Source organism: Streptomyces sp. NPDC040718 (genome assembly GCF_055593565.1).
Genome location: NZ_JBVIXO010000001.1, coordinates 942,653 through 965,336, shown reverse-complemented (window position 1 = coordinate 965,336; position 22,684 = coordinate 942,653). Strand labels below are relative to the sequence as shown.

The window sequence follows — 22,684 nt, the reverse complement described above, 5'->3', positions numbered from 1 at the left end:
GATGAGCAGCCTCTTTGACGACAGCTTCCTGGCCGACCTCACCCCCTCCGACGAGGTCCCGCCGCCGCCCGAGGAGCACCCCGAGCCGGAGCACGGCGCGGACGACCTCTTCGGGGGCGCCTTCGACCTGCCCATGAGCGGGGACGCGTACTACCGGGACGGCGCCCCGCGCCCCGTCATCGACCCGGCGACCCTCCTGGACGGGCTGAACGAGCAGCAGGCCGCCGCCGTGGTGCACGCGGGCTCGCCGCTGCTCATCGTGGCCGGCGCCGGCTCCGGAAAGACCCGGGTGCTCACCCACCGCATCGGCCACCTGCTGTCCGCGCGGAACGTCCACCCCGGCCAGATCCTGGCGATCACCTTCACCAACAAGGCCGCCGGCGAGATGAAGGAACGCGTCGAGGGCCTGGTCGGCCCCCGCGCGAACGCCATGTGGGTCTCCACCTTCCACAGCGCCTGCGTGCGCATCCTGCGCCGCGAGTCGAAGCGGCTCGGCTTCACCTCCTCGTTCTCGATCTACGACGCGGCCGACTCGAAGCGCCTGATGGCGCTCGTCTGCCGGGACCTGGACCTGGACCCGAAGAAGTTCCCGCCCAAGTCCTTCAACGCCAAGATCTCGAACCTGAAGAACGAGCTGATCGACGAGGACGCCTTCGCCGCGCAGGCGGCCGACGGCTTCGAGAAGACGCTCGCCCAGGCGTACGCGATGTACCAGGGGCGGCTGCGCGAGGCCAACGCGCTCGACTTCGACGACATCATCATGACCACGGTCCACCTCCTCCAGGCCTTCCCGGACGTCGCCGAGCACTACCGGCGCCGCTTCCGCCACGTCCTGGTCGACGAGTACCAGGACACCAACCACGCCCAGTACACGCTGGTGCGCGAGCTGGTCGGCCCCGGCTACCCGGACCTGCCGCCCGCCGAGCTGTGCGTGGTGGGCGACGCCGACCAGTCGATCTACGCCTTCCGCGGCGCGACGATCCGCAACATCCTCCAGTTCGAGGAGGACTACAAGGACGCGACGACGATCCTGCTGGAGCAGAACTACCGCTCCACGCAGACGATCCTGTCGGCGGCCAACGCGGTCATCGAGCGCAACGAGAACCGCCGCGCCAAGAACCTGTGGACCCAGGCCGGCACGGGCGCCGTCATCACCGGCTACGTCGCCGACACCGAGCACGACGAGGCCCAGTTCGTCGCCGACGAGATCGACCGGCTCACGGACGCCGGCGACGCCAAGGCCGGCGACGTCGCGATCTTCTACCGGACGAACGCCCAGTCGCGCGTCTTCGAGGAGATCTTCATCCGCGTCGGACTCGCGTACAAGGTCGTCGGCGGCGTCCGCTTCTACGAGCGCAAGGAGGTCCGGGACGTCCTGGCCTACCTGCGCGTCCTCGCGAACCCCGAGGACAACGTCCCGCTCCGCCGGATCCTGAACGTGCCCAAGCGCGGCATCGGCGAGCGCGCCGAGGCGATGATCGACGCCCTCGCGCTGCGCGAGAAGATCACCTTCCCGCAGGCGCTGCGCCGCGTCGACGAGGCCTTCGGCATGGCCGCCCGCTCCACCAACGCCGTCAAGCGGTTCAACGTGCTGATGGAGGAGCTGCGCACGATCGTCGACTCCGGCGCCGGCCCGGCCGTGGTGCTGGAGGCGGTGCTGGAGCGCACCGGCTACCTCGCCGAGCTCCAGGCGTCGACCGACCCGCAGGACGAGACCCGGATCGAGAACCTCCAGGAGCTCGCGGCCGTGGCCCTGGAGTTCGAGCAGGCCCGGGACGAGTCCACCGGGCCACCGGCGGCTGCCGCCACGGGCGGCACCCTCGCCGAGTTCCTGGAGCAGGTCGCGCTCGTCGCCGACTCCGACCAGATCCCGGACGAGGACACCGACGGCTCGGGCGTCATCACGCTGATGACCCTGCACACCGCCAAGGGCCTGGAGTTCCCGGTCGTCTTCCTGACCGGCATGGAGGACGGGGTCTTCCCGCACATGCGCGCGCTCGGCCAGACCAAGGAGCTGGAGGAGGAGCGCCGCCTCGCCTACGTGGGCATCACCCGGGCCCGGGAACGGCTGTACCTCACCCGCTCCAGCATGCGCAGCGCGTGGGGGACGCCCTCGTACAACCCGCCCTCGCGGTTCCTGGAGGAGATCCCGGCCGAGTACCTCCAGTGGAAGCGCACGGGCGCCGCGCAGAAGCCGGCGGGGCCGGTGCGCGGTTCCGGGTACGGCTCGTCCTCCGGGAAGGCCTCCTTCGGGACCTCGCCCGAGGCGTTCCTGTCCTCGTCGCGCACCAAGTCCGGCCCGTCCGGCTTCGCCACGCGCAGGGCCGCCGACAAGCCGGTCGTCGCGCTGTCCGTCGGGGACCGGGTCACGCACGACCAGTTCGGGCTGGGCACCGTCATGGAGGTCCGGGGCGCCGGTGCGGACGCGCAGGCCACCGTCGACTTCGGGGACGCCAAGCCGAAGCGGCTGCTGCTGCGCTACGCGCCGGTGCAGAAGCTGTAGGACCCGGGGGCCGGGGCGGCCGGGGCCTTCGGGCCCGGGGCCCCGGCTTGACGGGCGTCGGTTCTACGGGCGTCGGTTCTACGGGCGTCGGCCTGACGGGGCCAGGCCGCTACCGGCGTCGGCTCAGCTCGGGTCCAGGCCGTGGCTGCGCAGCCAGGCGGCGGGGTCGATCGCGGACCCGCCGCCGGGCCGTACCTCGAAGTGGAGGTGCGGGCCGGTGGAGTTGCCGGAGTTGCCGGAGTACGCGATGACGTCGCCGGCCTTGACCTTGCCGGACCGGATCTTGGTGCTGCCGAGGTGGCAGTACCAGGTCTCGGTGCCATCGGGGGAGGTCACTATGGCCATGTTGCCGTAGGCGCTGTTCCACTGGGTGCGCACGGTGCCGTCGGTGGCGGCCATGACCGGGGTGCCGTAGCCGACGGGGAAGTCGATGCCGGTGTGCACCGACATCCACATGCCGCCGGCCTGGCCGAAGCTGGCGCTCAGGCCCCGCTGGGCGACGGGTACCGAGAACTTGGGCCGGGCGGCTTCCTTGGCCGCGGCCTCCTCGGCCCGCTTCTTCTTGTCCTCTTCCTGGCGCTGCTTGAGGTCGATGCGCTCCTGGGTGCGGCTCGCGCGGTCCGCGAAGTCGCCCGCGTCGGCGCTGAGCGCCGCCAGTTGCGTGTCGAGCTTGTTGTTCGCCTCGACCGGCTGCACCGAGGACGGGTCCGGGGCGGCGACCGTGGTCGTCTCCTCGGCCGGCTTGTCGGCTCCGGTGAGTCCGCCGACGGAGGCGGCGGCCACGCCCGCGACGCCCATCACGCACGCGGAGGGCACGGCCACCGTCAGCAGGGCGGACCGTTTGGCCGGGGTGCGCCTGCGGTTGCCGGCGGCGCTGCTGCCGCCGCCCTTGGCCGCGTTGCCGCGGCCGGAGCCGGCCTTGCCGGTGGCCCGGCGGCCGGCGCGGGGCCCGGAGGCGGCGACGGACGGGGTGACGGGCACGGCCTGCGTGGGCATGTCGTGCACCGGGCCGTCCGGGAAGTCCGGCTCCTCCTCGGCCGTGGCGGGCACGGGCTCGAAGACGGAGGTCTCGTCCTCGGCGTACGGGTCGGCGTCCGCGAAGCCGTCGGCTTCGCTGCGGCCCTCGGCCGCGGCGGCCTCCGTGAACACGGGGACGACGGTCGTGGCCTCGTAGCCGGCGGTCACGGGCGCGTCGGCCGCGCCGCCGTTCCAGGCGGTGGCGTCGTAGGCGCCGGTGTCCTGGCCGTAGCCGGGGAGGGTCCAGTGCCCGGTCTGCTCCGCGCCGGCGGAGCCGTAGTCGAAGGGCGCCGTCTGGTACTCGGCGGTCGCGGCGTTCCAGGCGCTCGCGTCGTACTGGCCCGTGGTGTCCTCGGGGACGGTCTGGGCCGGGACGCTCGAAAGGTAACTCTCCGGAGCGGACCAGGCGGTGGTGTCGTACGAGCCGGTGCAGGCCGCGGAGGGGTACGCCCCGTACGCGTCGTACGTTCCGTAACTGCCGGGAGCGGCGTAGTCCGTGACGAACTGATAGCCCTGGCCCTGCGTTTCATAGGACGCATATGCCTGGTCACCAGCGAAAGTGGTGGTGGAAAGGCCGTCGTACCCGAAATCGGGGTACTGGCCCGACGTCGGGCGGTCGTTCACCAACTTCTCTTTCGCCTCGGCAGTGGGGCCTGGGTGGCCGGGGAACTCAAGGTTCACCGGAGGAGAGCAGTGGCGTGACTGTACCCGGCGGTTACTCGCCTCGACAATCTTCCGAGTGTTTCGTCCTCAGCGGAACCGGGCATTCGGCCGCCTTTCGGTCGCTGGAAGACCGAGCCTTGGCCTTGAGTTCGAAATTCGTTCGACTGGCGGTCGACCGGTGTTGTACGCGCGGACCCGCGGGCGGCCGGGTGTGCGCGGGGTCGTCAGACGACCAGGCTCTGACCCTCGGTTCCCGTGGTGCGGGCGGACTCCGCCGGGCGGGGCGCGCCGTCCGCGGCTCGGAGCGGGCCGTCGACGGCGCGCCGGACGGCGGCGATGACGGCGGGATGGACGGGGAGGGCGAGGTGTCCGATACCGGTGACCTGGACGTTCGTCGCGTCCAGGTCCGGGTGCTCGATCCGGGCCGTCGCGGCGGGCGCCATCAATGCGTCGAACTCGCTCCAGAACGCCACGAACCGGGTCCGGCAGCCGGGCGCCGGAGCGCTCAGCTCGTCCATCACCTCGGAGCCCGGGCGCATCTGGCGGACCAGGGGGTGCGCGTCCATGAAGGACGCCACCCGGGTGCCGCCGTGCGGGGTCCCCAGGGTGACCACCGTCCGCACGCGCGCGTCGCCGCCGAGCCGCTGGACGTAGTACCGCGCGACCAGCCCGCCGAGGCTGTGGCCGATGAGGTCCACCCGCTCTTGGCCGCTGCGCTCGCACAGCTCCTCGACGCGCCGGGCGAGGTGGCGGGCCGTCACGCGCAGGTCGCGGGTGAAGGGGGAGTGGTTGTACGTCTCCACGCGCCGCAGACCGCCCGCGCCGAGGGCGCGGCGCAGCAGGACGAAGACCGAACGGTTGTCGGTGAAGCCGTGCAGGAGCAGCACGGGCGGCGGCTGCCCGGGAGTCCGGGCGGCGGGCAGGTCCGGCGGGCGTTCCTCCCGTATCCCGGTGGGGTAGAGGAGGAGGTGCCCGGCGAGCACCGCCGCCTCCAGGACCGCCGCCCGAAGGGCGGCGCCCGTGCGCGGCACGGGCAGCGGCGCGATCGTCAGCCCCATGGACGGCCTCCCCCTGGACCATTCGGGTGCGGGGCCGTACCGCCGGCGCGGCCCCGCCACCGTGCCGTGCGGCTGTCGGCGCGGTGGCGGGGCGACGGGGCGGTGGTGAATCAACGGCGTCCCACGTGTGATTTCCCCCTCCCCGTTGACCGCGAAACGGTGCCGTGCGCAATGCTGTACTTAACGTTCGTTCACTCGGGAGGCAGTGCGATGGGTGTGACCGGTCCGATCCGTGTGGTGGTGGCCAAGCCGGGTCTCGACGGCCACGACCGCGGCGCGAAGGTGATCGCGCGGGCGCTGCGGGACGCCGGTATGGAGGTCATCTACACCGGCCTCCACCAGACCCCCGAGCAGATCGTGGACACCGCGATTCAGGAGGACGCGGACGCCATCGGCCTCTCCATCCTCTCCGGGGCGCACAACACGCTCTTCGCCCGCGTCATCGAGCTCCTCAAGGAGCGCGACGCGGAGGACATCAAGGTCTTCGGCGGCGGGATCATCCCGGAGGACGACATCGCCCCGCTCAAGGAGAAGGGCGTCGCCGAGATCTTCACCCCCGGCGCCACCACCACCTCCATCGTGGAGTGGGTCAACGCCCACGTCCGCCAGGGCTGACCACCCCTTCCCGGCCGGCCCCGCTGCCTGGAATCAGGCGGCCGGGGCCAGTTCCGCGAGCATCGCCGCGCGCAGCCGGAGGGTGGCCACCAGGCGCTGGAAGGCCTCCGCCCAGTAGGCGGCCGCTCCCGGTGAAGCCTCCGGCGGATCCGCGGTGGTGGCGGTCAGGGCCTCCAGCCGGTCCGCCTCCCCAGGGTCCAGACAGCGCTCCGCCAGGCCCATCACCCCGCTGAAGCTCCACGGGTAACTGCCCGCCTCGCGCGCCGCGTCCAGCGCGTCCACCACCGCCCGGCCCAGCTCCCCCGCCCAGGGGACCAGGCAGACGCCCAGCAGCTGGAAGGCCTCCGACAGCCCGTGGGCGCGGATGAACTCCGCGACCCACCCGGCCCGCTCCTCCTCGGTCAGCGTCTCCAGCAGCTTCGCCCGCTCCGCGAGCGACGCGGTGCCCGGACCCGCCGCGGGCGGCGCGGACGCGGGGCCCAGCAGGGCCTTCGACCACGCGGCGTCGCGCTGGCGCACCGCCGCCCGGCACCAGGCCGCGTGTATCTCCTCCGCCCAGCCCTCGGCCACCGGCAGTGCCACGATCTCCGCCGGTGCGAGCCCGCCGAAGCGGTCCCGCCAGCGGGACAGCGGGGCCGCCTCCACCAGCTGGCCGAGCCACCAGGCCCGCTCCCCGCGGCCGGCCGGCGGCCGCTTGACCACCCCGTCGCGCAGCATGCCCGCGTCGCACTCCGCCGGGGGCACCACCGCCTCCGGGCCGACGCAGGCCAGCGCCCGTTCCGCCATCCGCCCGGCCAGGGCCGACCCGGGCAGCGCGGACAGCAGTTCGGCGGCGGTCGCCCTGACGTTGCGGCTGCGGTCGCCGAGCGCCGCCTCCAGGAACGGCTCGTCCTGCGCCGACAGCCCGGACCGCAGGGAGTCGAGGAACATCAGCCGGTCCTCGGCCCGCTCCGTGGCCCAGGTCGTGGCCAGCAGCCGGGGCGCCGCCGCCGGCTCGTGGGCCCGGACGGCGCCGAGCAGGGCGACCCGCTCCGCGAACAGCCCCTCCTCCCAGAGCCGGGCCACCGCCTCACCGTCGGCCGGGTCGGGCAGCTCCCCGGCGCCCCCGGCCGCACCGCGCAGCGCGAACCGCCACTCGGGATTCAGCCGGGCCAGCCACACCCCCCGCGCCCCGGCCAGGGCCAGCGCCTGCGGGCGCAGGTCGGTCCGGGCCCGGGCCGCGTCCAGCAGCGCGGGGACCAGCGCCGACGGCGCCCGGTAGCCGTGCCGCCCGGCGGCGGCCAGCCACTGCGGGAGCAGCTCCGTCAGATCCGGGGCGGCACCGCGCCGCCCGCCGCCGCCCGCCGCGGCCCGGCCCGCCAGTAGCTGCGCGAGCCGCCGCCGGGCGGCCTGCGGGGGCTCCGGGCGCGGATCGGGCGCCGCGGGCCGGGGCCGCCGCGCCGCCTCGGCGGGCCGCAGCCCGGCGCGGCGCCGCAGCGTCTGCACGGCCGCCGCGTCGAGCAGCGCCTGCGGTGAGCCGCCCCGCCGCTCGGTGCCCAGCAGCGCGGCGGTGACCAACTCCTCCCAGTCCCGGTACCCCTCGGACTCCTCGCCACCCTGGCCCATCGGACCCCTCCCTCGTCAGTCCCCGGCAGTCGTGCGCCGTCCGTCGTGCGCCCGTCCGTCGTGCGTCGTCAGTCATGCGTCGTACCGGCCCGGGCCGCGGTCCCGCCCCCTCCGCGGGACCGCGGCCGGAATCGCCGTACGACCGTGTTCAGCTGGCGTGGTTGTCGTTCATGAAAGCCCCCCGGCTCCTCGTCCTCGCGGTGGCGCCCCCGCGCCGCCGCGTCCTCCATGTCGGTCTGCGAGACGGCATGGATCCCCCCAGGCCCCCTGCGTTTTCGGTTGGTTCCCCGCCCCGTCAGTGCAGCGGCACCGGCTCGGGCGAGCCGGGCTGCCAGGCCGTCAGCGGAGTGAAGCCGCGGTGGCCGCACTCGCCGAAGACCGTGACGGGCCCGCCGCCCGAGAGGGCGGCCAGCTGCCACAGCCCGGACCGCGAGCGGCCCTGTGGCAGCGACACCGGCAGTGCGGACGTCCCCTGCGCGTCCGCCAGCTGCCAGGCCGCCTCGCCCCCCTCGCCCGGTACCGGGACGACGGGGCCGAGGACCACCGGCCAGGACTCCAGCCACGGGTCCTCCCGTAGCGCGGCCCCGTAGGCCTCAAGGGCCTCCCCGGTGCCCACCCCGGGCGGAGTGCGGGCGGCCGGTACCGCGGCCGCGGTACGGTCCCCCAGATCCGCCCGCAGCCCCGCCGACCCGGGCCGGAAGCGGGCTTCCGCCTCCAGTACCAGCCCGACGGGCAGTGCCAGCCCCGGCGGCCGTCCGGGCGGACCGAAGTCCAGGACCAGCGCCGGGCGTCCGCTCTCCAGCCCGCGCAGCCATATCCGGCGGGTCGTGAGCCGGCCGTCCGGGGACACCGAGTCGTACTGGGCCAGTACGAGCCAGCGGTCCCGGACGGTCTCACCCCCCGCCGGAGACGGCAGCCCCACCCGGCTCCGGACGGTCGCGGCCAGCGGCTCCGGCAGCCCGGACACCCCCAGCCAGGCCCTGTCCAGCAGGTGCAGCAGCGCGAACTCCTCAAGCATCCGGGCGGGCCAGCCGGGGCCGCAACCGGGTATTGCCCCCAACTCCCTTGCCCGAGCGGCCAGTCCGGGCGCCTGGGCGTCGACCATCCGGGCCGCGACCTCCTCCCAGGGGGCGTAGCCGGCCTGCTGCTGCCCGGCCATCCCGCCCCGCAGCAGGTCCGCCAGCCGTTGTTCCAGCTCGGTGACTCCCGCCCCGATCCGCTCGGCCCGCCGCTCCGCCCGCTTGCGGGCCGCCTCCGCGTCCGCCGGACCGGCCGCCGGGCGCGCCGCCTTCGCCGCGCGCCCCGCGAGCCATTCCCCCGCCCAGTCGGGCGCTCCGGCCGGATCGCCGAACCCCTCCGCAGCCCAGAGCAGCAGCAGCCCCAGCGCGTGCTTGCACGGGAACTTCCGGCTCGGGCAGGAGCACTTGTACGCGGGCCCCGTCAGGTCGACGACCGTCCGGTACGGCGTACTGCCGCTGCCCTTGCAAGACCCCCACACCGCACCGGAAGCGGAACCTCCGGTCTGTGACCACGGACCCGCCCCTCCCAGCCTGCCCCCAGCCTTGCGCGACGCGTCGTCAGGAGCCAGAGCCAGTACCTGTTCCGCCGTCCAGCGGACCCCCTGCTCAGTCATGGGAACCACCGTAGAGACCCCCACTGACAATCGCCCTGACCTGCAACAACGGTCCGAACAAGGGGTGTTGTCAGTGGCATGGTGCACCGTGGACGGAGCAGTCGGGAGCGGCTGCCGAGCATTGGAGGGGGACCATGACCACGCCCGAGAGCAGCACCGGAACCGACGCACTGCGACCGCACGCCGAAGACGCCTTCGCGCACGAACTGAAAGCCCTCGCCGCCCAGGACGACCGGCCCCGCCCGGCCCGCTGGAAGCTCTCCCCGTGGGCCGTGGCCACCTATCTCCAGGGCGGCACCCTCGCCGACGGCACCGTCATCACCCCCAAGTACGTCGGGCCGCGCCGGATCGTCGAGGTCGCCGTCACCACGCTCGCCACCGACCGCGCCCTCCTGCTGCTCGGCGTCCCGGGCACCGCCAAGACCTGGGTGTCCGAACACCTCGCCGCCGCCGTCAGCGGGGGCTCCACCCTCCTCGTCCAGGGCACCGCCGGCACCCCCGAGGAGGCCATCCGCTACGGCTGGAACTACGCCCGCCTCCTCGCCCACGGCCCCAGCCGCGAAGCCCTCGTCCCCAGCCCCGTCATGCGGGCCATGGCCGAGGGCATGACCGCCCGCGTCGAGGAGCTCACCCGCATCCCGGCCGACGTGCAGGACACGCTCATCACCGTCCTGTCCGAGAAGACCCTCCCCGTACCGGAGCTCGGCGAGGAGGTACAGGCCGTGCGCGGCTTCAACCTCATCGCCACCGCCAACGACCGCGACCGCGGGGTCAACGAGCTCTCCAGCGCACTGCGCCGCCGCTTCAACACCGTGGTCCTCCCGCTGCCCGCCACCGCCGACGCCGAGGTCGACATCGTCGCCCGCCGCGTCGACCAGATGGGCCGCGCCCTGGACCTTCCCGCCGCGCCCGAGGGACTGGAGGAGATCCGCCGGGTCGTCACCGTCTTCCGGGAACTGCGCGACGGCGTCACCGACGACGGCCGCACCAAGGTCAAGTCGCCCAGCGGCACCCTGTCCACCGCCGAGGCCATCTCCGTCGTCACCGGCGGACTGGCCCTGGCCGCGCACTTCGGGGACGGCGTCCTGCGCCCCTCCGACGTGGCCGCCGGGATCCTCGGCGCCGTCGTCCGCGACCCGGCCGCCGACCGCGTCGTCTGGCAGGAGTACCTGGAGGCGGTCGTCCGCGAGCGGGACGGCTGGAAGGACTTCTACCGCGCCTGCCGGGAGGTGACCGCATGAGCCCGGCGGCCGCGGGACCGCTGCTGCTGGGCGTCCGCCACCACGGACCCGGCTCGGCCCGAGCGGTGCGGGCCGCGCTGGACCGGGCGCAGCCGCGGGCCGTACTCGTCGAGGGGCCTCCCGAGGGCGACGCGCTGCTCGCGCTGGCCGCCGAGCCCGGGATGCGCCCGCCCGTCGCCCTCCTCGCGCACGTGGCGGACGACCCCGGCAGGGCCGCGTTCTGGCCGCTGGCCGCCTTCTCCCCGGAGTGGGTCGCCATCCGCTGGGCACAGGCCCGGGGCGTGCCGGTGCGCTTCATCGACCTGCCCGCCGCCCATGCGCTGGCCGCGCCCGGGGAGGGGGAGCCGGGCGCCCGCGAGCCGGACGCCGTGCGGGTCGATCCGCTCGCCGTGCTCGCGGAGACCGCCGGGTACGAGGACCCCGAACACTGGTGGGAGGACGTGGTCGAGCACCGGGGCACGGGGGAGGTGCGGGACCCGCTGGCCGTCTTCGAGGCCCTGGCGGAGGTCATGGGCGCCCTGCGCGAGACCTACGGCGACGGCGGCCACGCCCGGGACCCGGCCCGCGAGGCGCACATGCGGCAGAAGATGCGGGCGGCCCGCCGGGAGTTCGGGGACGACTACGCCGTGGTCTGCGGCGCCTGGCACGTCCCGGCACTGCGGGCCAGGTCCACGGTGGCCGCGGACAGGGCGCTGCTCACCGGGCTGCCCAAGGCCAAGGTGGAGACCACCTGGGTGCCGTGGAGCCACCGCCGGCTCGCCCGGGCCGGCGGGTACGGGGCGGGCGTCACCTCGCCCGGCTGGTACGCGCACCTGTTCGCGGCCCGCGACCGGCCCGTCGAGCGGTGGCTGACCAAGGTCGCCGGGCTGCTGCGGGAGGAGGACCGGCAGGTCTCCCCGGCCCATGTGATCGAGGCGGTCCGGCTGGCGGAGACGCTGGCCGCCGTACGGGGCCGCCCGCTCCCGGGGCTCACGGAGACCCTGGAGGCGGTCCGGGCCGTGATGTGCGACGGATCCGACGTACCGCTCGCGCTGGTCGAGGACCGGCTCGTGGTCGGGGACGTGCTCGGCGAGGTCCCGGACGCGGCGCCCGTCGTACCGCTCCAGCGGGACCTCACCCGCCGGCAGCGCTCGCTGCGGCTCAAGCCCGAGGCGCAGCGGCGCGACCTGGAGCTGGACCTGCGCAAGGACTCCGACGCGGCCAAGTCCCTGCTCCTGCACCGGCTGCGGCTGCTCGGCATCGACTGGGGGACGCCGACGGCCTCCCGCAGCGGTACGGGCACCTTCCGGGAGACCTGGCGGCTGTGCTGGGAGCCGGAGCTGTCGGTGCGGGTCGCCGAGGCCGGCATCTGGGGCACCACCGTGCAGGGAGCCGCCACCGCCAAGGCGGAGGCCGACGCGGCGGCGGCCGGGGATCTGGGGGAGGTCACGGCGCTGGCCGAGCGCTGCCTGCTGGCGGGGCTCTCGGAAGCCCTGCCGGCGGTGTTGCGGGCGCTCGCCGACCGGGCCGCGCTGGACACGGACGTGGCCCGGCTCGCCAAGGCGCTGCCCGCGCTGGCGCGCTCGCTGCGGTACGGGGACGTACGGGGTACGGACGCGGCGGCGCTCGGCAGGGTCGCGGCCGGGCTGGCGGAGCGGATCTGCGTGGCCCTGCCGCCGGCCTGCGCGGCCGGGCTCGACGCCGACGGGGCGGCGGAGCTGCGGGGCCACGTCGACGGCGTGCACGGGGCGGTGGGCCTGCTGGCCGACACGGACCCGGGGCTGCGGGAGCGGTGGTCGGCGGTGCTGCGGACGCTGGCCGGGCGGGACAGCGTCCCCGGGCGGATACGCGGGCGGGCCGCGCGGCTGCTGCTGGACGACGGCCGGCTCCCGGCCGGGGAGACGGCGCGGCTGATGGGGCTCGCCCTGTCCCCGGCGGCCTCCCCGGCCGACGCGGCGGGCTGGATCGAGGGGTTCGCCGGGGGCGCAGGCGGGGGGACGCTGCTGGTCCACGACGAGGTGTTGCTGGGCCTGATCGACGCCTGGCTGGTGTCGGTGCCGGAGGGCGCCTTCATCGACGTACTGCCGCTGCTGCGGCGCACGTTCGGGGCGTACGAGCCGGGCGTGAAGCGCACCCTGGGCGAGCTGGCCAGGCGCGGCCCGAGCACCCGCGCGGCGCCCACCACCGCCCCGCCGGGCTTCGCCCCGGACCTGGACCCGGCCCGCGCGGACGCGATGGCCGAACTGGCCCGGCTGCTCCTCGCGGCGGCCTGACACCTCTGCCCTTGCCGGGCGGAGCGGGCGGGGTCCGGGGGAGGGGGTCCCGCCCGCGCAGCGGCACACACGGAACGAGAGGGGATCGGCAGATGACGGAGAGCGGCACGGAAACCGCCGGGGGCGAGCGGCTGCGGCGGTGGCGGCTCGTGCTCGGCGGCGAGAGCGACGGGACGGGCCGCGCCCTCGGCGGGCGGGACGCCGCGATGGACGGGGCGCTCGGGGCGCTCTACGGGGGAGGCCGGGCGCAGGGGGAGCGGTCCGGCGGGCTCGGGGGGTCCGCGCCGCGCGTGGCGCGCTGGCTCGGGGACATCCGAACGTACTTCCCGAGCCCGGTGGTCCAGGTCATGCAGCGGGACGCCATCGAGCGGCTCGGCCTGTCCGCGCTCCTGCTGGAGCCGGAGATGCTGGAGGCGGTCGAGCCCGACGTCCACCTGGTCGGCACCCTGCTGTCGCTGAACAAGGCCATGCCCGACACCACGAGGGAGACGGCGCGGACCGTGGTCCGCAAGGTGGTGGAACAACTGGAGAAGCGGCTCGCGGCGCGCACCCGGGCCACGCTGACGGGCGCGCTGGACCGTTCGGCGCGGACCAGCCGTCCCCGCCACCACGACATCGACTGGGACCGGACCATCCGGGCGAACCTGAAGAACTACCTCCCGGAGCACCGGACCGTCGTCCCCGAGCGGCTCGTCGGCTACGGCCGGGCCTCGCGGGCGGTGAAGAAGGAGGTGGTCCTCTGCATCGACCAGTCGGGCTCGATGGCGGCCTCGGTCGTCTACGCCTCCGTCTTCGGGGCGGTCCTCGCCTCCATGCGGTCCATCGCCACCCGGCTGGTCGTCTTCGACACGGCGGTGGTCGACCTGACCGATCAGCTCGACGACCCGGTGGACGTCCTCTTCGGCACCCAGCTGGGCGGCGGCACCGACATCAACCGCGCCCTCGCCTACTGCCAGTCCAAGATCACCCGACCGGCCGACACGGTCGTCGTCCTGATCAGCGACCTCTACGAGGGCGGGATCCGTGACGAGATGCTGGGGCGGGTCGTCGCGATGAAGGCGGCCGGGGTGGAGTTCGTGACGCTGCTGGCCCTGTCCGACGAGGGGGCTCCCGCCTACGACCGCGAGCACGCCGCGGCCCTGGCCGCGCTGGGTGCGCCCGCCTTCGCCTGCACCCCCGACCTGTTCCCGGAGGTGATGGCGGCCGCGCTGGAGAAGCGCCCCCTGCCGGTCCCGTGACGGGCGCGGCGTCGGCAGATCACACGAAGACGCAGTTCAACCGTGAGGCGATCTGTGACAGGTATCACCGCTCAGGTGTGATCTGTGATTTAGGGACCTACGTCCCACGGGGATAACCTGCGAGACGGACATGCCGCGTCCACGGTCACCGTGTGCGCCTTCCTAGTGACAGCGCCGTCACGTTGCCCTCCGCGGCACGCCCACGCAGATAGCAGACAAACCGCGAATCACTGCGAATCTTTGAAGACAAGGGACGGACGCGCGTGGACCTGTTCGAGTACCAGGCGAGGGACCTCTTCGCCAAGCACGGTGTACCGGTGCTGGCCGGTGAAGTCATCGACACGCCTGAGGCGGCTCGCGAGGCCACCGAGAAGCTGGGCGGCAAGTCGGTCGTCAAGGCCCAGGTGAAGGTCGGCGGGCGCGGCAAGGCCGGTGGCGTGAAGCTCGCCGCCACCCCGGACGAGGCCGTCGCCCGCGCGACGGACATCCTCGGCATGGACATCAAGGGCCACACGGTCCACAAGGTGATGATCGCCGAGACCGCGCCGGAGATCCTGGAGGAGTACTACGTCTCCTACCTCCTCGACCGCACCAACCGCACCTTCCTGGCCATGGCCTCGGTCGCCGGCGGCATGGACATCGAGCAGGTCGCCGAGGAGACCCCGGAGAAGCTCGCCAAGGTCCCGGTGAACGCCAACGAGGGCGTGACCATCGAGAAGGCCCGCGAGATCGTCGCCCTGGCGAAGTTCCCGGCCGAGGTCGCCGAGAAGGTCGCCGAGGTCCTCGTGACCCTGTGGAAGACCTTCATCGCCGAGGACGCGCTCCTCGTCGAGGTCAACCCGCTCGCGAAGGTCGCCTCCGGTGAGGTCATCGCGCTCGACGGCAAGGTCTCGCTCGACGAGAACGCCGAGTTCCGCCAGCCGTCCCACGAGGAGTTCGTGGACCACGCCGCCGCGAACCCGCTCGAGGCCGCCGCCAAGGAGAAGGGCCTCAACTACGTCAAGCTCGACGGCGAGGTCGGCATCATCGGCAACGGCGCGGGTCTCGTCATGAGCACCCTGGACGTCGTCGCGTACGCCGGTGAGAACCACGGTGGCGTCAAGCCCGCCAACTTCCTCGACATCGGCGGTGGCGCCTCCGCCGCCGTCATGGCCAACGGCCTCGAGATCATCCTCGGCGACCCGGACGTCAAGTCCGTGTTCGTCAACGTCTTCGGTGGCATCACCGCGTGTGACGAGGTCGCCAACGGCATCGTCCAGGCGCTGCAGCTGCTCGAGGACCGGGGCGAGGCGGTCACCAAGCCGCTGGTCGTCCGCCTCGACGGCAACAACGCCGAGCTGGGTCGCAAGATCCTCTCGGACGCCAACCACCCGCTGGTGCAGCGCGTGGACACCATGGACGGCGCGGCCGACAAGGCCGCCGAGCTCGCGGCTGCGAAGTAAGGGCAGAGGTCACAGACTCACATGGCTATCTTCCTCAACAAGGACAGCAAGGTCATCGTCCAGGGCATGACCGGTGCCACGGGCATGAAGCACACCAAGCTGATGCTGGCTGACGGCACCAACATCGTCGGCGGCGTGAACCCGCGCAAGGCCGGCACGACCGTCGACTTCGACGGCACCGAGGTCCCGGTCTTCGGCTCCGTCGCCGAGGCGATGGAGAAGACGGGCGCCAACGTCTCCGTCCTCTTCGTCCCGCCGGCCTTCGCCAAGGCCGCCGTCGTCGAGGCCATCGACGCCGAGATCCCGCTGGCCGTCGTCATCACCGAGGGCATCGCGGTGCACGACTCCGCCGCCTTCTGGGCGTACGCGACCGCCAAGGGCAACAAGACCCGCATCATCGGCCCGAACTGCCCGGGTCTGATCACCCCCGGCCAGTCCAACGCCGGCATCATCCCGGGCGACATCACCAAGCCCGGCAAGATCGGTCTCGTGTCCAAGTCCGGCACGCTGACCTACCAGATGATGTACGAGCTGCGCGACATCGGCTTCACCTCCGCCGTCGGCATCGGTGGCGACCCGGTCATCGGCACCACGCACATCGACGCCCTGGAGGCCTTCGAGGCCGACCCGGAGACCGAGCTCATCGTCATGATCGGCGAGATCGGCGGCGACGCCGAGGAGCGTGCGGCGGACTTCATCGCGAAGAACGTCACCAAGCCGGTCGTCGGCTACGTCGCGGGCTTCACCGCCCCCGAGGGCAAGACCATGGGCCACGCCGGCGCCATCGTCTCCGGCTCTTCCGGCACCGCGCAGGCCAAGAAGGAGGCCCTCGAGGCCGCCGGCGTCAAGGTCGGCAAGACGCCGACCGAGACGGCCAAGCTGGCTCGCGAGATCCTGGAAGCCGCCAAGTAAGCGGTCTTCCGAATACGGATGCACGGGCGTGGCCCGCACCCCTCGGGGTGCGGGCCACGCCCTTTCCTCATTCCAGGCCCGGGTGGAGCCGGTGGGGGCCGGCGGCCGGGTGGGCGCGGAGCCTGTCCCGGAGCTCCCGGCTGGTCTCGGTGACCCTCGGGGGGCCGCTCAGCGGCGGGACCCCGGAGACGCTCGCGCCGGGGGCGATCGGCGGCTCGTAGTGGTCCGGGGCGGTGACGGTGGTGTACGCCGTCGAGGTGGCGATCACCGCGGTCAGGACGAGCGCGGCCCGCGCCAGCCGCCGGGCCCGGCGCTCGCCGACGGTGCGGACGGTGGCCGCCGGGCGCGGCTCCAGGGACACGGCGGGCCGCACCGCGCCGAGCCGCTCGCGCAGCATGGCCGACCGCCGCTCGGGCGTCACGTCCGCCGGCAGGGGGATCCGGCGGGCGAGTTCGGCGTGCGCGCGCAGCAGCCGGTGTCCGGTGGCCGGGGTGCTGGCCTCGGTCTCGGCGGCGGTGTCGGGCAGGTCGAGGCCGACGCCGTCGTAGAGCAGCACCGTCCGGCGGTGTACGGGCGGCAGCGCGAGGAGGGCGTCCAGCAGGATCCGGTCGGCGGGGTCGGCCGGGGGCTTGTCGGGGTGCCGGTGGGCCCGCCGGAACCGGTGCCAGGGGGAGAGGGCGTATTCGTGCGCGGCCGAGCGCACCCAGCCGACGGGGTCCCGGTCGGTGGCCACCTCGGGCCAGCGGCCCCAGGCCTGGCGGAACGCCACTTCGACCGAGTGCAGGGCGAGGCGGCGGCGGCCGGTGAGCAGGTAGGCCTGGCGGACGAGCGCGGCCGCGGCGTGGTCGTAGAGGCTGTCGAAGGCCTCGGCGGGGTCCCGCGGGGGTCTCGGGCGGGGCCCGGACGGCGGTCGCGGCGGCGCGGCGTACGTCTCGGCCGGGCGCTCTTCGGGGGCGGGCTCCCCCCGCGCGGGGTCCGGCTGGTCGGAGCCGATCTGCTGAAACGGTTCCTCAGCGGCGGGGGCCGGGGCGGGCGCGGGGGCCGGCTTCGCCGCGGCGGGCTCGGGTGCGGCCGGGTGCGGGCGGGCCGGGGCAGGGGCAGGGGCGCCGGCCGGGGCGGCCAGGCCCTCGGGGGCGGGGTCGGCGGGCCGGGCCCAGGCCGGGGCGGCGGTGGGCGGCGGCGGGCCGGGGGAGCCCGGGAGGGGGGCCGGTCCGACCGGCGCCGGGGCCGGGTGGGGGGCCGGTCCGACCGGGCCCGGTGCCGGGTGGGGCGCCGGCTTGGAGGCGTGCCTGGCGGCGGTCCGGGGCCGGTGGGCGGGCGGGCCCGCCGCGACGGGCCGCTCCGGGGCGGCTCCGGTGGCCCCGGCGGCCGCGAGCCGGTCCAGGAGGGCCGCGTAGGCTGCGCGCGTGCGCCCGCGGGGCTCGGTGCGGCCGCACTCCCAGGAGTGGACGGTGGCCGCCGTGACGCCGACCTCCGCCGCGACCTCCTCGTACGTCAGCCCGCCCGACTCGCGCAGCCACCGGCGCTCCTTGGGGGACGGGAGGCCCAGCTCCGAGCCGGAGGACGCTTCGACGTCTTGTGTCATGCCACTCTCCCCGCGACACGGCTGCTCTGGGCAATAAAGTACATAAACGTATCTTGAACGACACCACGGACAATCGGTCGTTACCCGGACATAGCGCGTGTCGAGGGCACCATGGCCAGGTGACCCAAGTGACCGAACGCGGGACGCCGTTGCAGGAGGCCCCGCGGGCCGCTGCCGCGCGGCGCCGTTCTCCGGCGGCCGCCGCCTGCGTACTGGGCGGCGCCGTGGCCGCCGGACTGGGGCTCGGCTTCCTCGCCGTGCTCGTGATCGTGCTGTGGATCAGCTCCCCCTACCCCGACAGCGGCCCCGGCGGCGCGCTGCACCTCGCCGCCGGGCTGTGGCTGATGGCCCACGGCACCGAACTCGTCCGCTACGAGACCCTCTCCGGGGTGCCCGCCCCCGTCGGCCTGGTCCCGCTGCTGCTCGTGGCGCTGCCCGTGCTGCTCATGCGGCGCGCGGCCCGGCTCGGCAGTGCCTCGGGCGACGCCGCCGGGGCGGAGGGGGACGAGGTGCTGCCGGCCGCCGCCGTGTTCTCCGCCGTGACCTGCGGCTACCTGACGGTCGGTGCGTTCGCCACCGTGTACGCGGCCGGCGGGCCGATGCCGGCGGACCCGCTCAGCGCGGCCTGGCACGTGCCGCTGGTGGCCGTGTTCGCCGCCGCCGGCGGGGTGTGGGCGGCCAAGGGCAGGCCGCCGGGACCCCTGCCGGAGTGGGTTCCGGGCGGCGTACGCCGGGCCGTGGGCCGACCCCGGTACGCGCTGGCGCTGCGCGCCGGCGCGGCAGGGGTGCTCGTCCTGCTGGGTGGCGGGGCCCTGCTCGTCGGGGTCTCGCTGGCGTGGCACGGGGCGGAGGTGCAGAACTCCTTCCTGGCGCTGACCGGGGTGTGGTCCGGGCGGTTCGCGGTGCTGCTGCTCTCTCTGGCGCTGGTCCCGAACGCCATGGTGTGGGGCGCGGCGTACGGGCTCGGGCCCGGGTTCGCGCTCGGCGCCGGGGCGGTGGCGACCCCGCTCGGGCTGGAGGGGGCGGCGGCGCTGCCGAGGTTCCCGCTGCTGGCGGCGCTGCCGGCGGCGGGGCCGGGGACCCCGCTGACGTGGGCGGCGCTGGGGCTGCCGGTGGCGGCGGGGCTGACGGTGGGGTGGTTCGCGGTGCGGCGGGCGCGGGAGGTCTCGTACGGGGAGACCGCGCTGACGGCGGCCCTGGGCGCGGTGGTGTGCGGGCTCGGGATGGCGGGCCTCGCGGCGGCCTCGGCGGGCCCGCTGGGGTCGCGGGCGCTGGCCGGTGTCGGGCCGGTGTGGTGGGCGGTGGGGGGTGCGGCGGCGGGGTGGACGCTGGTGCTGGCCGTGCCGCTGGCGGTGGGGGTGCAGGTGTGGCGGACCCGGCCGGTGCGTTCCGCGGGGGATGGGCCGGAGGGGGACGCCTGGCACGACTCGGGGGTGCGGGAGCTCCGGTGGGAGGCGTTGCGGAGGGCGGCCGAGCCGTTGGTTGCTCCCGCGGTGCCGGTGCCGGTGCCGGCTCCGGTTGCTCCGGTTGCTCCGGTGCCCGCTGCGGAACCGTTGCTCCCCGTGCCCGTGGTGGGGGCGCGGGTGCTCGCGCGGCGGCGGCCGGAGTCCTAACCCGGGGAGGGGCCGCCGCTGCGCGGGGCGAGTTCCCCTACCCGCCCTTCGCCCGTTCCCCGGGGCTGCGCCCCGGACCCCCTGGGGGCTGCGCCCCGGACCCCCTGGGGGCTGCGCCCCGGACCCCCTGGGGGCTCCGCCCCGGACCCCTTGGGGGCTCCGCCCCCGACCCCCCGCGCCTCGAACGCCGGCGGGGCTGGATTTCGCCGGCGTCGGTCAGCGTTGGACCTTGAGGATCTTGCCGACCACGTTGTCCGGGAGGAGGGTGTTGCATTCCAGTTCCGCCGTGCGGGTCAGGGCGTCGTCGCGGCAGATGTAGAAGTCCTTGTACGCCAGCTGTAGTGCGTACGAGCTGCCCGCCAGCAGCAGGGCCAGCGAGGCCGTGACCAGGCCGCTCACCGCCGCCGCGCGCTGGGGGCGGGCCGCCGGGCCGAGGGCGGACAGGCCGCCGGGGTTCGCGTCCGTCGCCGGGCGGCCGCGGAGGGCGCTGATGCCCCAGTACATGGCCAGCGCGCCCAGCAGCAGCCCGACCGACGGGATCCCGAAGATGCCGAAGAAGAAGCCCCACATGCCCGCGAGGAGCGCGTAGCGGGCGCGCCGCTGGACCGGGTCCATGGGGTCCCACCGGGCCGGGCCGCCCTCGCCGGGTTCCGTGGGGCCGCCGCCGCCCGGACCGCCGCCGTCCTGTGGCCGCGGCGGCTGCCGGGGCTGCCACGGCTGGTCGGGCCGGTCCTCCGGGGGCGCCGCGAAGGGGTTGTCGTCGGTCGAGGGGTCGGGCTGGCGGCGGTCCGGCATCGAGTGTGTGACTTCCCCTGTGTCGTGGGCGGTGCGCGCCCCGCGTACGAGGGCGCGTTCCGCGTGGTTCGCGGCTTGTACGCCAGACGCTACCGCCCGGCCGTCCCCCCGTCCCTCGGGGGCGGTCCGGTGTGCCGGTATCGTTGCAGGCGGTCGGTGGCTTCGTATGGTTCCCCGTATATCGGTACCCCGAAGTTTCGTATGACCGCACAAGACGAACGTCGCAAATCCTGTGAGAAAGGGCCTCCCATGGCCGCCTCCCGCCTGGTCGTGCTGGTTTCCGGCTCCGGCACCAACCTCCAGGCCCTGCTCGACGCCATCGAGGCCCACCCCGGCGGAGCCGAGGGTTTCGGGGCCGAGGTCGTCGCCGTCGGCGCCGACCGCGACAACATCGCCGGTCTGGAGCGGGCCGAGAAGGCGGGGATCCCGACCTTCGTGTGTCCGGTGAAGGCCTACGGCAGCCGCGAGGAGTGGGACGCCGCGCTCACCGAGGCGACCGACGCCCACGCACCGGACCTCGTCGTCTCCGCCGGGTTCATGAAGATCGTCGGCAAGAGCTTCATCGACCGCTTCGGCGGCCGGTTCGTCAACACCCACCCCGCCCTCCTCCCGGCCTTCCCCGGCGCGCACGGGGTGCGCGACGCCCTCGCGTACGGGGCGAAGGTCACCGGCTGCACGGTCCACTTCGTGGACAGCGGCGTGGACACCGGTCCGATCATCGCCCAGGGTGTCGTGGAGATCCGGGACGGGGAGGACGAAGCCGCGCTCCATGAGCGCATCAAGGAAGTCGAGCGCCAGCTGCTCGTCGACGTCGTGGGGCGCCTGGCCCGGCACGGCTACCGCATTGAGGGACGAAAGGTAACAATCCAGTGACCGCCAACGAAACGACGACGGCTACGACCCAGCGGCCGATCCGCCGCGCGCTCGTGAGTGTCTACGACAAGACGGGACTGGAAGAGCTGGCCCGCGGCCTGCACGAGGCGGGCGTCGCGCTCGTCTCGACGGGCTCCACCGCGTCGAAGATCGCCGCCGCCGGGGTGCCCGTCACCAAGGTCGAGGAGCTCACCGGCTTCCCCGAGTGCCTCGACGGCCGAGTCAAGACCCTCCACCCCCGCGTGCACGCCGGCATCCTCGCCGACCTGCGCCTGGAGGACCACCGCAACCAGCTCGCCGAGCTGGGCGTGGAGCCCTTCGACCTGGTGATCGTCAACCTGTACCCGTTCCGGGAGACCGTCGCCTCCGGCGCCACCCCCGACGAGTGCGTCGAGCAGATCGACATCGGCGGCCCCTCGATGGTCCGCGCCGCCGCCAAGAACCACCCCTCGGTCGCGGTCGTCACCAGCCCCGCCCGCTACGCCGACGTCCTCGCGGCCGCCCAGGGCGGCGGCTTCGACCTGACCGCCCGCAAGCGGCTCGCGGCCGAGGCCTTCCAGCACACCGCCGCGTACGACGTGGCCGTCGCGTCCTGGTTCGCCGACGACTACGCCGCCGCGGACGAATCCGGCTTCCCCGACTTCCTGGGCGCCACGTACGCGCGGAACAACGTGCTGCGCTACGGCGAGAACCCGCACCAGGGCGCCGCGCTCTACGTCGACGGCACGGGCGGCCTGGCCGAGGCGGAGCAGCTGCACGGCAAGGAGATGTCGTACAATAACTACACGGACACCGACGCCGCGCGCCGGGCCGCGTACGACCACGCCGACCCCTGCGTCGCGATCATCAAGCACGCCAACCCGTGCGGCATCGCGACCGGTGCCGACGTCGCCGAGGCGCACCGCAAGGCGCACGCCTGCGACCCGCTCTCCGCGTTCGGCGGCGTCATCGCCGTCAACCGCCCGGTGACGGTGGAGCTGGCCGAGCAGGTCTCCGAGATCTTCACCGAGGTCATCGTGGCCCCGGCCTACGAGGACGGCGCCGTCGAGGTACTGGCCCGCAAGAAGAACATCCGCGTGCTGCGCGCCGAGGGCGCCCCGGCCAACCCGGTCGAGGTCAAGCCGATCGACGGCGGCGCACTGCTCCAGGTCACCGACCGCCTCCAGGCCGAGGGCGACGACCCGGCGAACTGGACCCTGGCCACGGGCGAGGCGCTGTCCGCCGAGGAGCTGGCCGAGCTGTCCTTCGCCTGGAAGGCCTGCCGCGCCGTCAAGTCCAACGCGATCCTGCTCGCCAAGGACGGCGCCTCGGTCGGCGTCGGCATGGGCCAGGTCAACCGCGTCGACTCGGCGAAGCTCGCCGTCGAGCGGGCGGGCGCCGAGCGCGCGCAGGGCTCGTACGCGGCCTCGGACGCCTTCTTCCCCTTCCCGGACGGGCTGGAGATCCTGACCGCCGCCGGCGTCAAGGCCGTGGTCCAGCCGGGTGGTTCGGTCCGCGACGAGCAGGTCGTCGAGGCCGCGAAGAAGGCCGGCGTGACGATGTACTTCACCGGTACGCGCCACTTCTTCCACTGACACCGGGCGACCCGGTAGGCCGGGTAGGCCGGTAGAGCAGCAACGGCGAAGGCCGCGTCCCGCAG

16 protein-coding genes are annotated in these 22,684 nt (G+C 74.4%); 10 read left to right on the top strand and 6 right to left on the bottom strand.

All coding sequences use genetic code 11. From position 1 onward, the window contains the following. Nucleotide 1 precedes the first annotated feature (1 nt). Nucleotides 2–2,503, top strand: coding sequence for a DNA helicase PcrA (pcrA, locus tag ACZ597_RS04460; RefSeq protein ID WP_471324774.1), 2,502 nt, complete (start codon nucleotides 2–4; stop codon nucleotides 2,501–2,503). Nucleotides 2,504–2,626: 123 nt separating this feature from the next. Here pcrA and ACZ597_RS04455 read toward each other — a convergent pair whose 3' ends face one another. Both ACZ597_RS04455 and ACZ597_RS04450 read right to left on the bottom strand, forming a co-directional pair. Next, on the bottom strand, nucleotides 2,627–4,144 hold the full coding sequence (locus ACZ597_RS04455) for a M23 family metallopeptidase (protein WP_471324771.1): 1,518 nt from the start codon (nucleotides 4,142–4,144) through the stop codon (nucleotides 2,627–2,629). A 263-nt stretch (nucleotides 4,145–4,407) separates the two neighbouring features. Then, nucleotides 4,408–5,241 carry an esterase/lipase family protein gene (locus ACZ597_RS04450; protein WP_471324768.1) on the bottom strand — a complete coding sequence of 278 codons (834 nt, stop codon included), beginning with the start codon at nucleotides 5,239–5,241 and terminating at the stop codon, nucleotides 4,408–4,410. Between the two features lie 210 nt (nucleotides 5,242–5,451). On the opposite strand from ACZ597_RS04450, the gene ACZ597_RS04445 reads away from it, so the two are divergent. Next, the gene (locus ACZ597_RS04445; RefSeq protein ID WP_007265988.1) at nucleotides 5,452–5,856 is read left to right on the top strand and encodes a cobalamin B12-binding domain-containing protein; all 405 of its coding nucleotides are present in this window, start codon (nucleotides 5,452–5,454) and stop codon (nucleotides 5,854–5,856) included. A 33-nt stretch (nucleotides 5,857–5,889) separates the two neighbouring features. Here the strand turns inward: ACZ597_RS04445 and ACZ597_RS04440 are convergent, their stop codons facing one another. Continuing rightward, on the bottom strand, nucleotides 5,890–7,461 hold the full coding sequence (locus ACZ597_RS04440; protein ID WP_471324765.1) for a DUF5691 domain-containing protein: 1,572 nt from the start codon (nucleotides 7,459–7,461) through the stop codon (nucleotides 5,890–5,892). A 295-nt stretch (nucleotides 7,462–7,756) separates the two neighbouring features. Then, nucleotides 7,757–9,094 carry an SWIM zinc finger family protein gene (locus ACZ597_RS04435; RefSeq protein WP_471324762.1) on the bottom strand — a complete coding sequence of 446 codons (1,338 nt, stop codon included), beginning with the start codon at nucleotides 9,092–9,094 and terminating at the stop codon, nucleotides 7,757–7,759. A gap of 134 nt (nucleotides 9,095–9,228) precedes the next feature. Here ACZ597_RS04435 and ACZ597_RS04430 point away from each other — a divergent pair, with 134 nt between their 5' ends. From ACZ597_RS04430 to sucD, 5 genes are all read left to right on the top strand, one after another. Further along, nucleotides 9,229–10,335: an ATP-binding protein gene (locus ACZ597_RS04430; protein WP_471324759.1), complete on the top strand. Its 1,107-nt coding sequence runs from the start codon at nucleotides 9,229–9,231 to the stop codon at nucleotides 10,333–10,335. Next, nucleotides 10,332–12,587 carry a DUF5682 family protein gene (locus ACZ597_RS04425; RefSeq protein WP_471324756.1) on the top strand — a complete coding sequence of 752 codons (2,256 nt, stop codon included), beginning with the start codon at nucleotides 10,332–10,334 and terminating at the stop codon, nucleotides 12,585–12,587. Before ACZ597_RS04430 ends, ACZ597_RS04425 begins: the two co-directional genes overlap by 4 nt. 92 nt (nucleotides 12,588–12,679) lie before the next feature. After that, nucleotides 12,680–13,825, top strand: a complete 1,146-nt coding sequence (locus tag ACZ597_RS04420) for a VWA domain-containing protein (RefSeq protein ID WP_471324753.1) — start codon at nucleotides 12,680–12,682, stop codon at nucleotides 13,823–13,825. A 263-nt stretch (nucleotides 13,826–14,088) separates the two neighbouring features. Next, nucleotides 14,089–15,267 carry an ADP-forming succinate--CoA ligase subunit beta gene (sucC, locus tag ACZ597_RS04415; protein ID WP_471324750.1) on the top strand — a complete coding sequence of 393 codons (1,179 nt, stop codon included), beginning with the start codon at nucleotides 14,089–14,091 and terminating at the stop codon, nucleotides 15,265–15,267. Nucleotides 15,268–15,288: 21 nt separating this feature from the next. Beyond that, nucleotides 15,289–16,179, top strand: a complete 891-nt coding sequence (gene sucD / locus ACZ597_RS04410) for a succinate--CoA ligase subunit alpha (RefSeq protein WP_365158006.1) — start codon at nucleotides 15,289–15,291, stop codon at nucleotides 16,177–16,179. A gap of 67 nt (nucleotides 16,180–16,246) precedes the next feature. On the opposite strand, the gene ACZ597_RS04405 is transcribed toward sucD, so the two are convergent. Further along, nucleotides 16,247–17,764: a helix-turn-helix domain-containing protein gene (locus tag ACZ597_RS04405; RefSeq protein ID WP_471324747.1), complete on the bottom strand. Its 1,518-nt coding sequence runs from the start codon at nucleotides 17,762–17,764 to the stop codon at nucleotides 16,247–16,249. Between the two features lie 119 nt (nucleotides 17,765–17,883). On the opposite strand from ACZ597_RS04405, the gene ACZ597_RS04400 reads away from it, so the two are divergent. Then, the gene (locus ACZ597_RS04400) at nucleotides 17,884–19,377 is read left to right on the top strand and encodes a cell division protein PerM (RefSeq protein ID WP_471324744.1); all 1,494 of its coding nucleotides are present in this window, start codon (nucleotides 17,884–17,886) and stop codon (nucleotides 19,375–19,377) included. 216 nt (nucleotides 19,378–19,593) lie between these two features. Here the strand turns inward: ACZ597_RS04400 and ACZ597_RS04395 are convergent, their stop codons facing one another. Next, entirely contained in the window at nucleotides 19,594–20,172 is a 579-nt protein-coding gene (locus ACZ597_RS04395; protein WP_471324741.1) for a hypothetical protein, read from the bottom strand. A gap of 249 nt (nucleotides 20,173–20,421) precedes the next feature. Here ACZ597_RS04395 and purN point away from each other — a divergent pair, with 249 nt between their 5' ends. Next, a complete protein-coding gene (purN, locus tag ACZ597_RS04390) occupies nucleotides 20,422–21,045 on the top strand; it encodes a phosphoribosylglycinamide formyltransferase (RefSeq protein WP_470967611.1) in 624 nt (207 codons plus the stop codon). Further along, entirely contained in the window at nucleotides 21,042–22,619 is a 1,578-nt protein-coding gene (purH, locus tag ACZ597_RS04385) for a bifunctional phosphoribosylaminoimidazolecarboxamide formyltransferase/IMP cyclohydrolase (protein WP_471324737.1), read from the top strand. The genes purN and purH overlap by 4 nt, the downstream gene beginning before the upstream one ends. Nucleotides 22,620–22,684 lie beyond the last annotated feature (65 nt).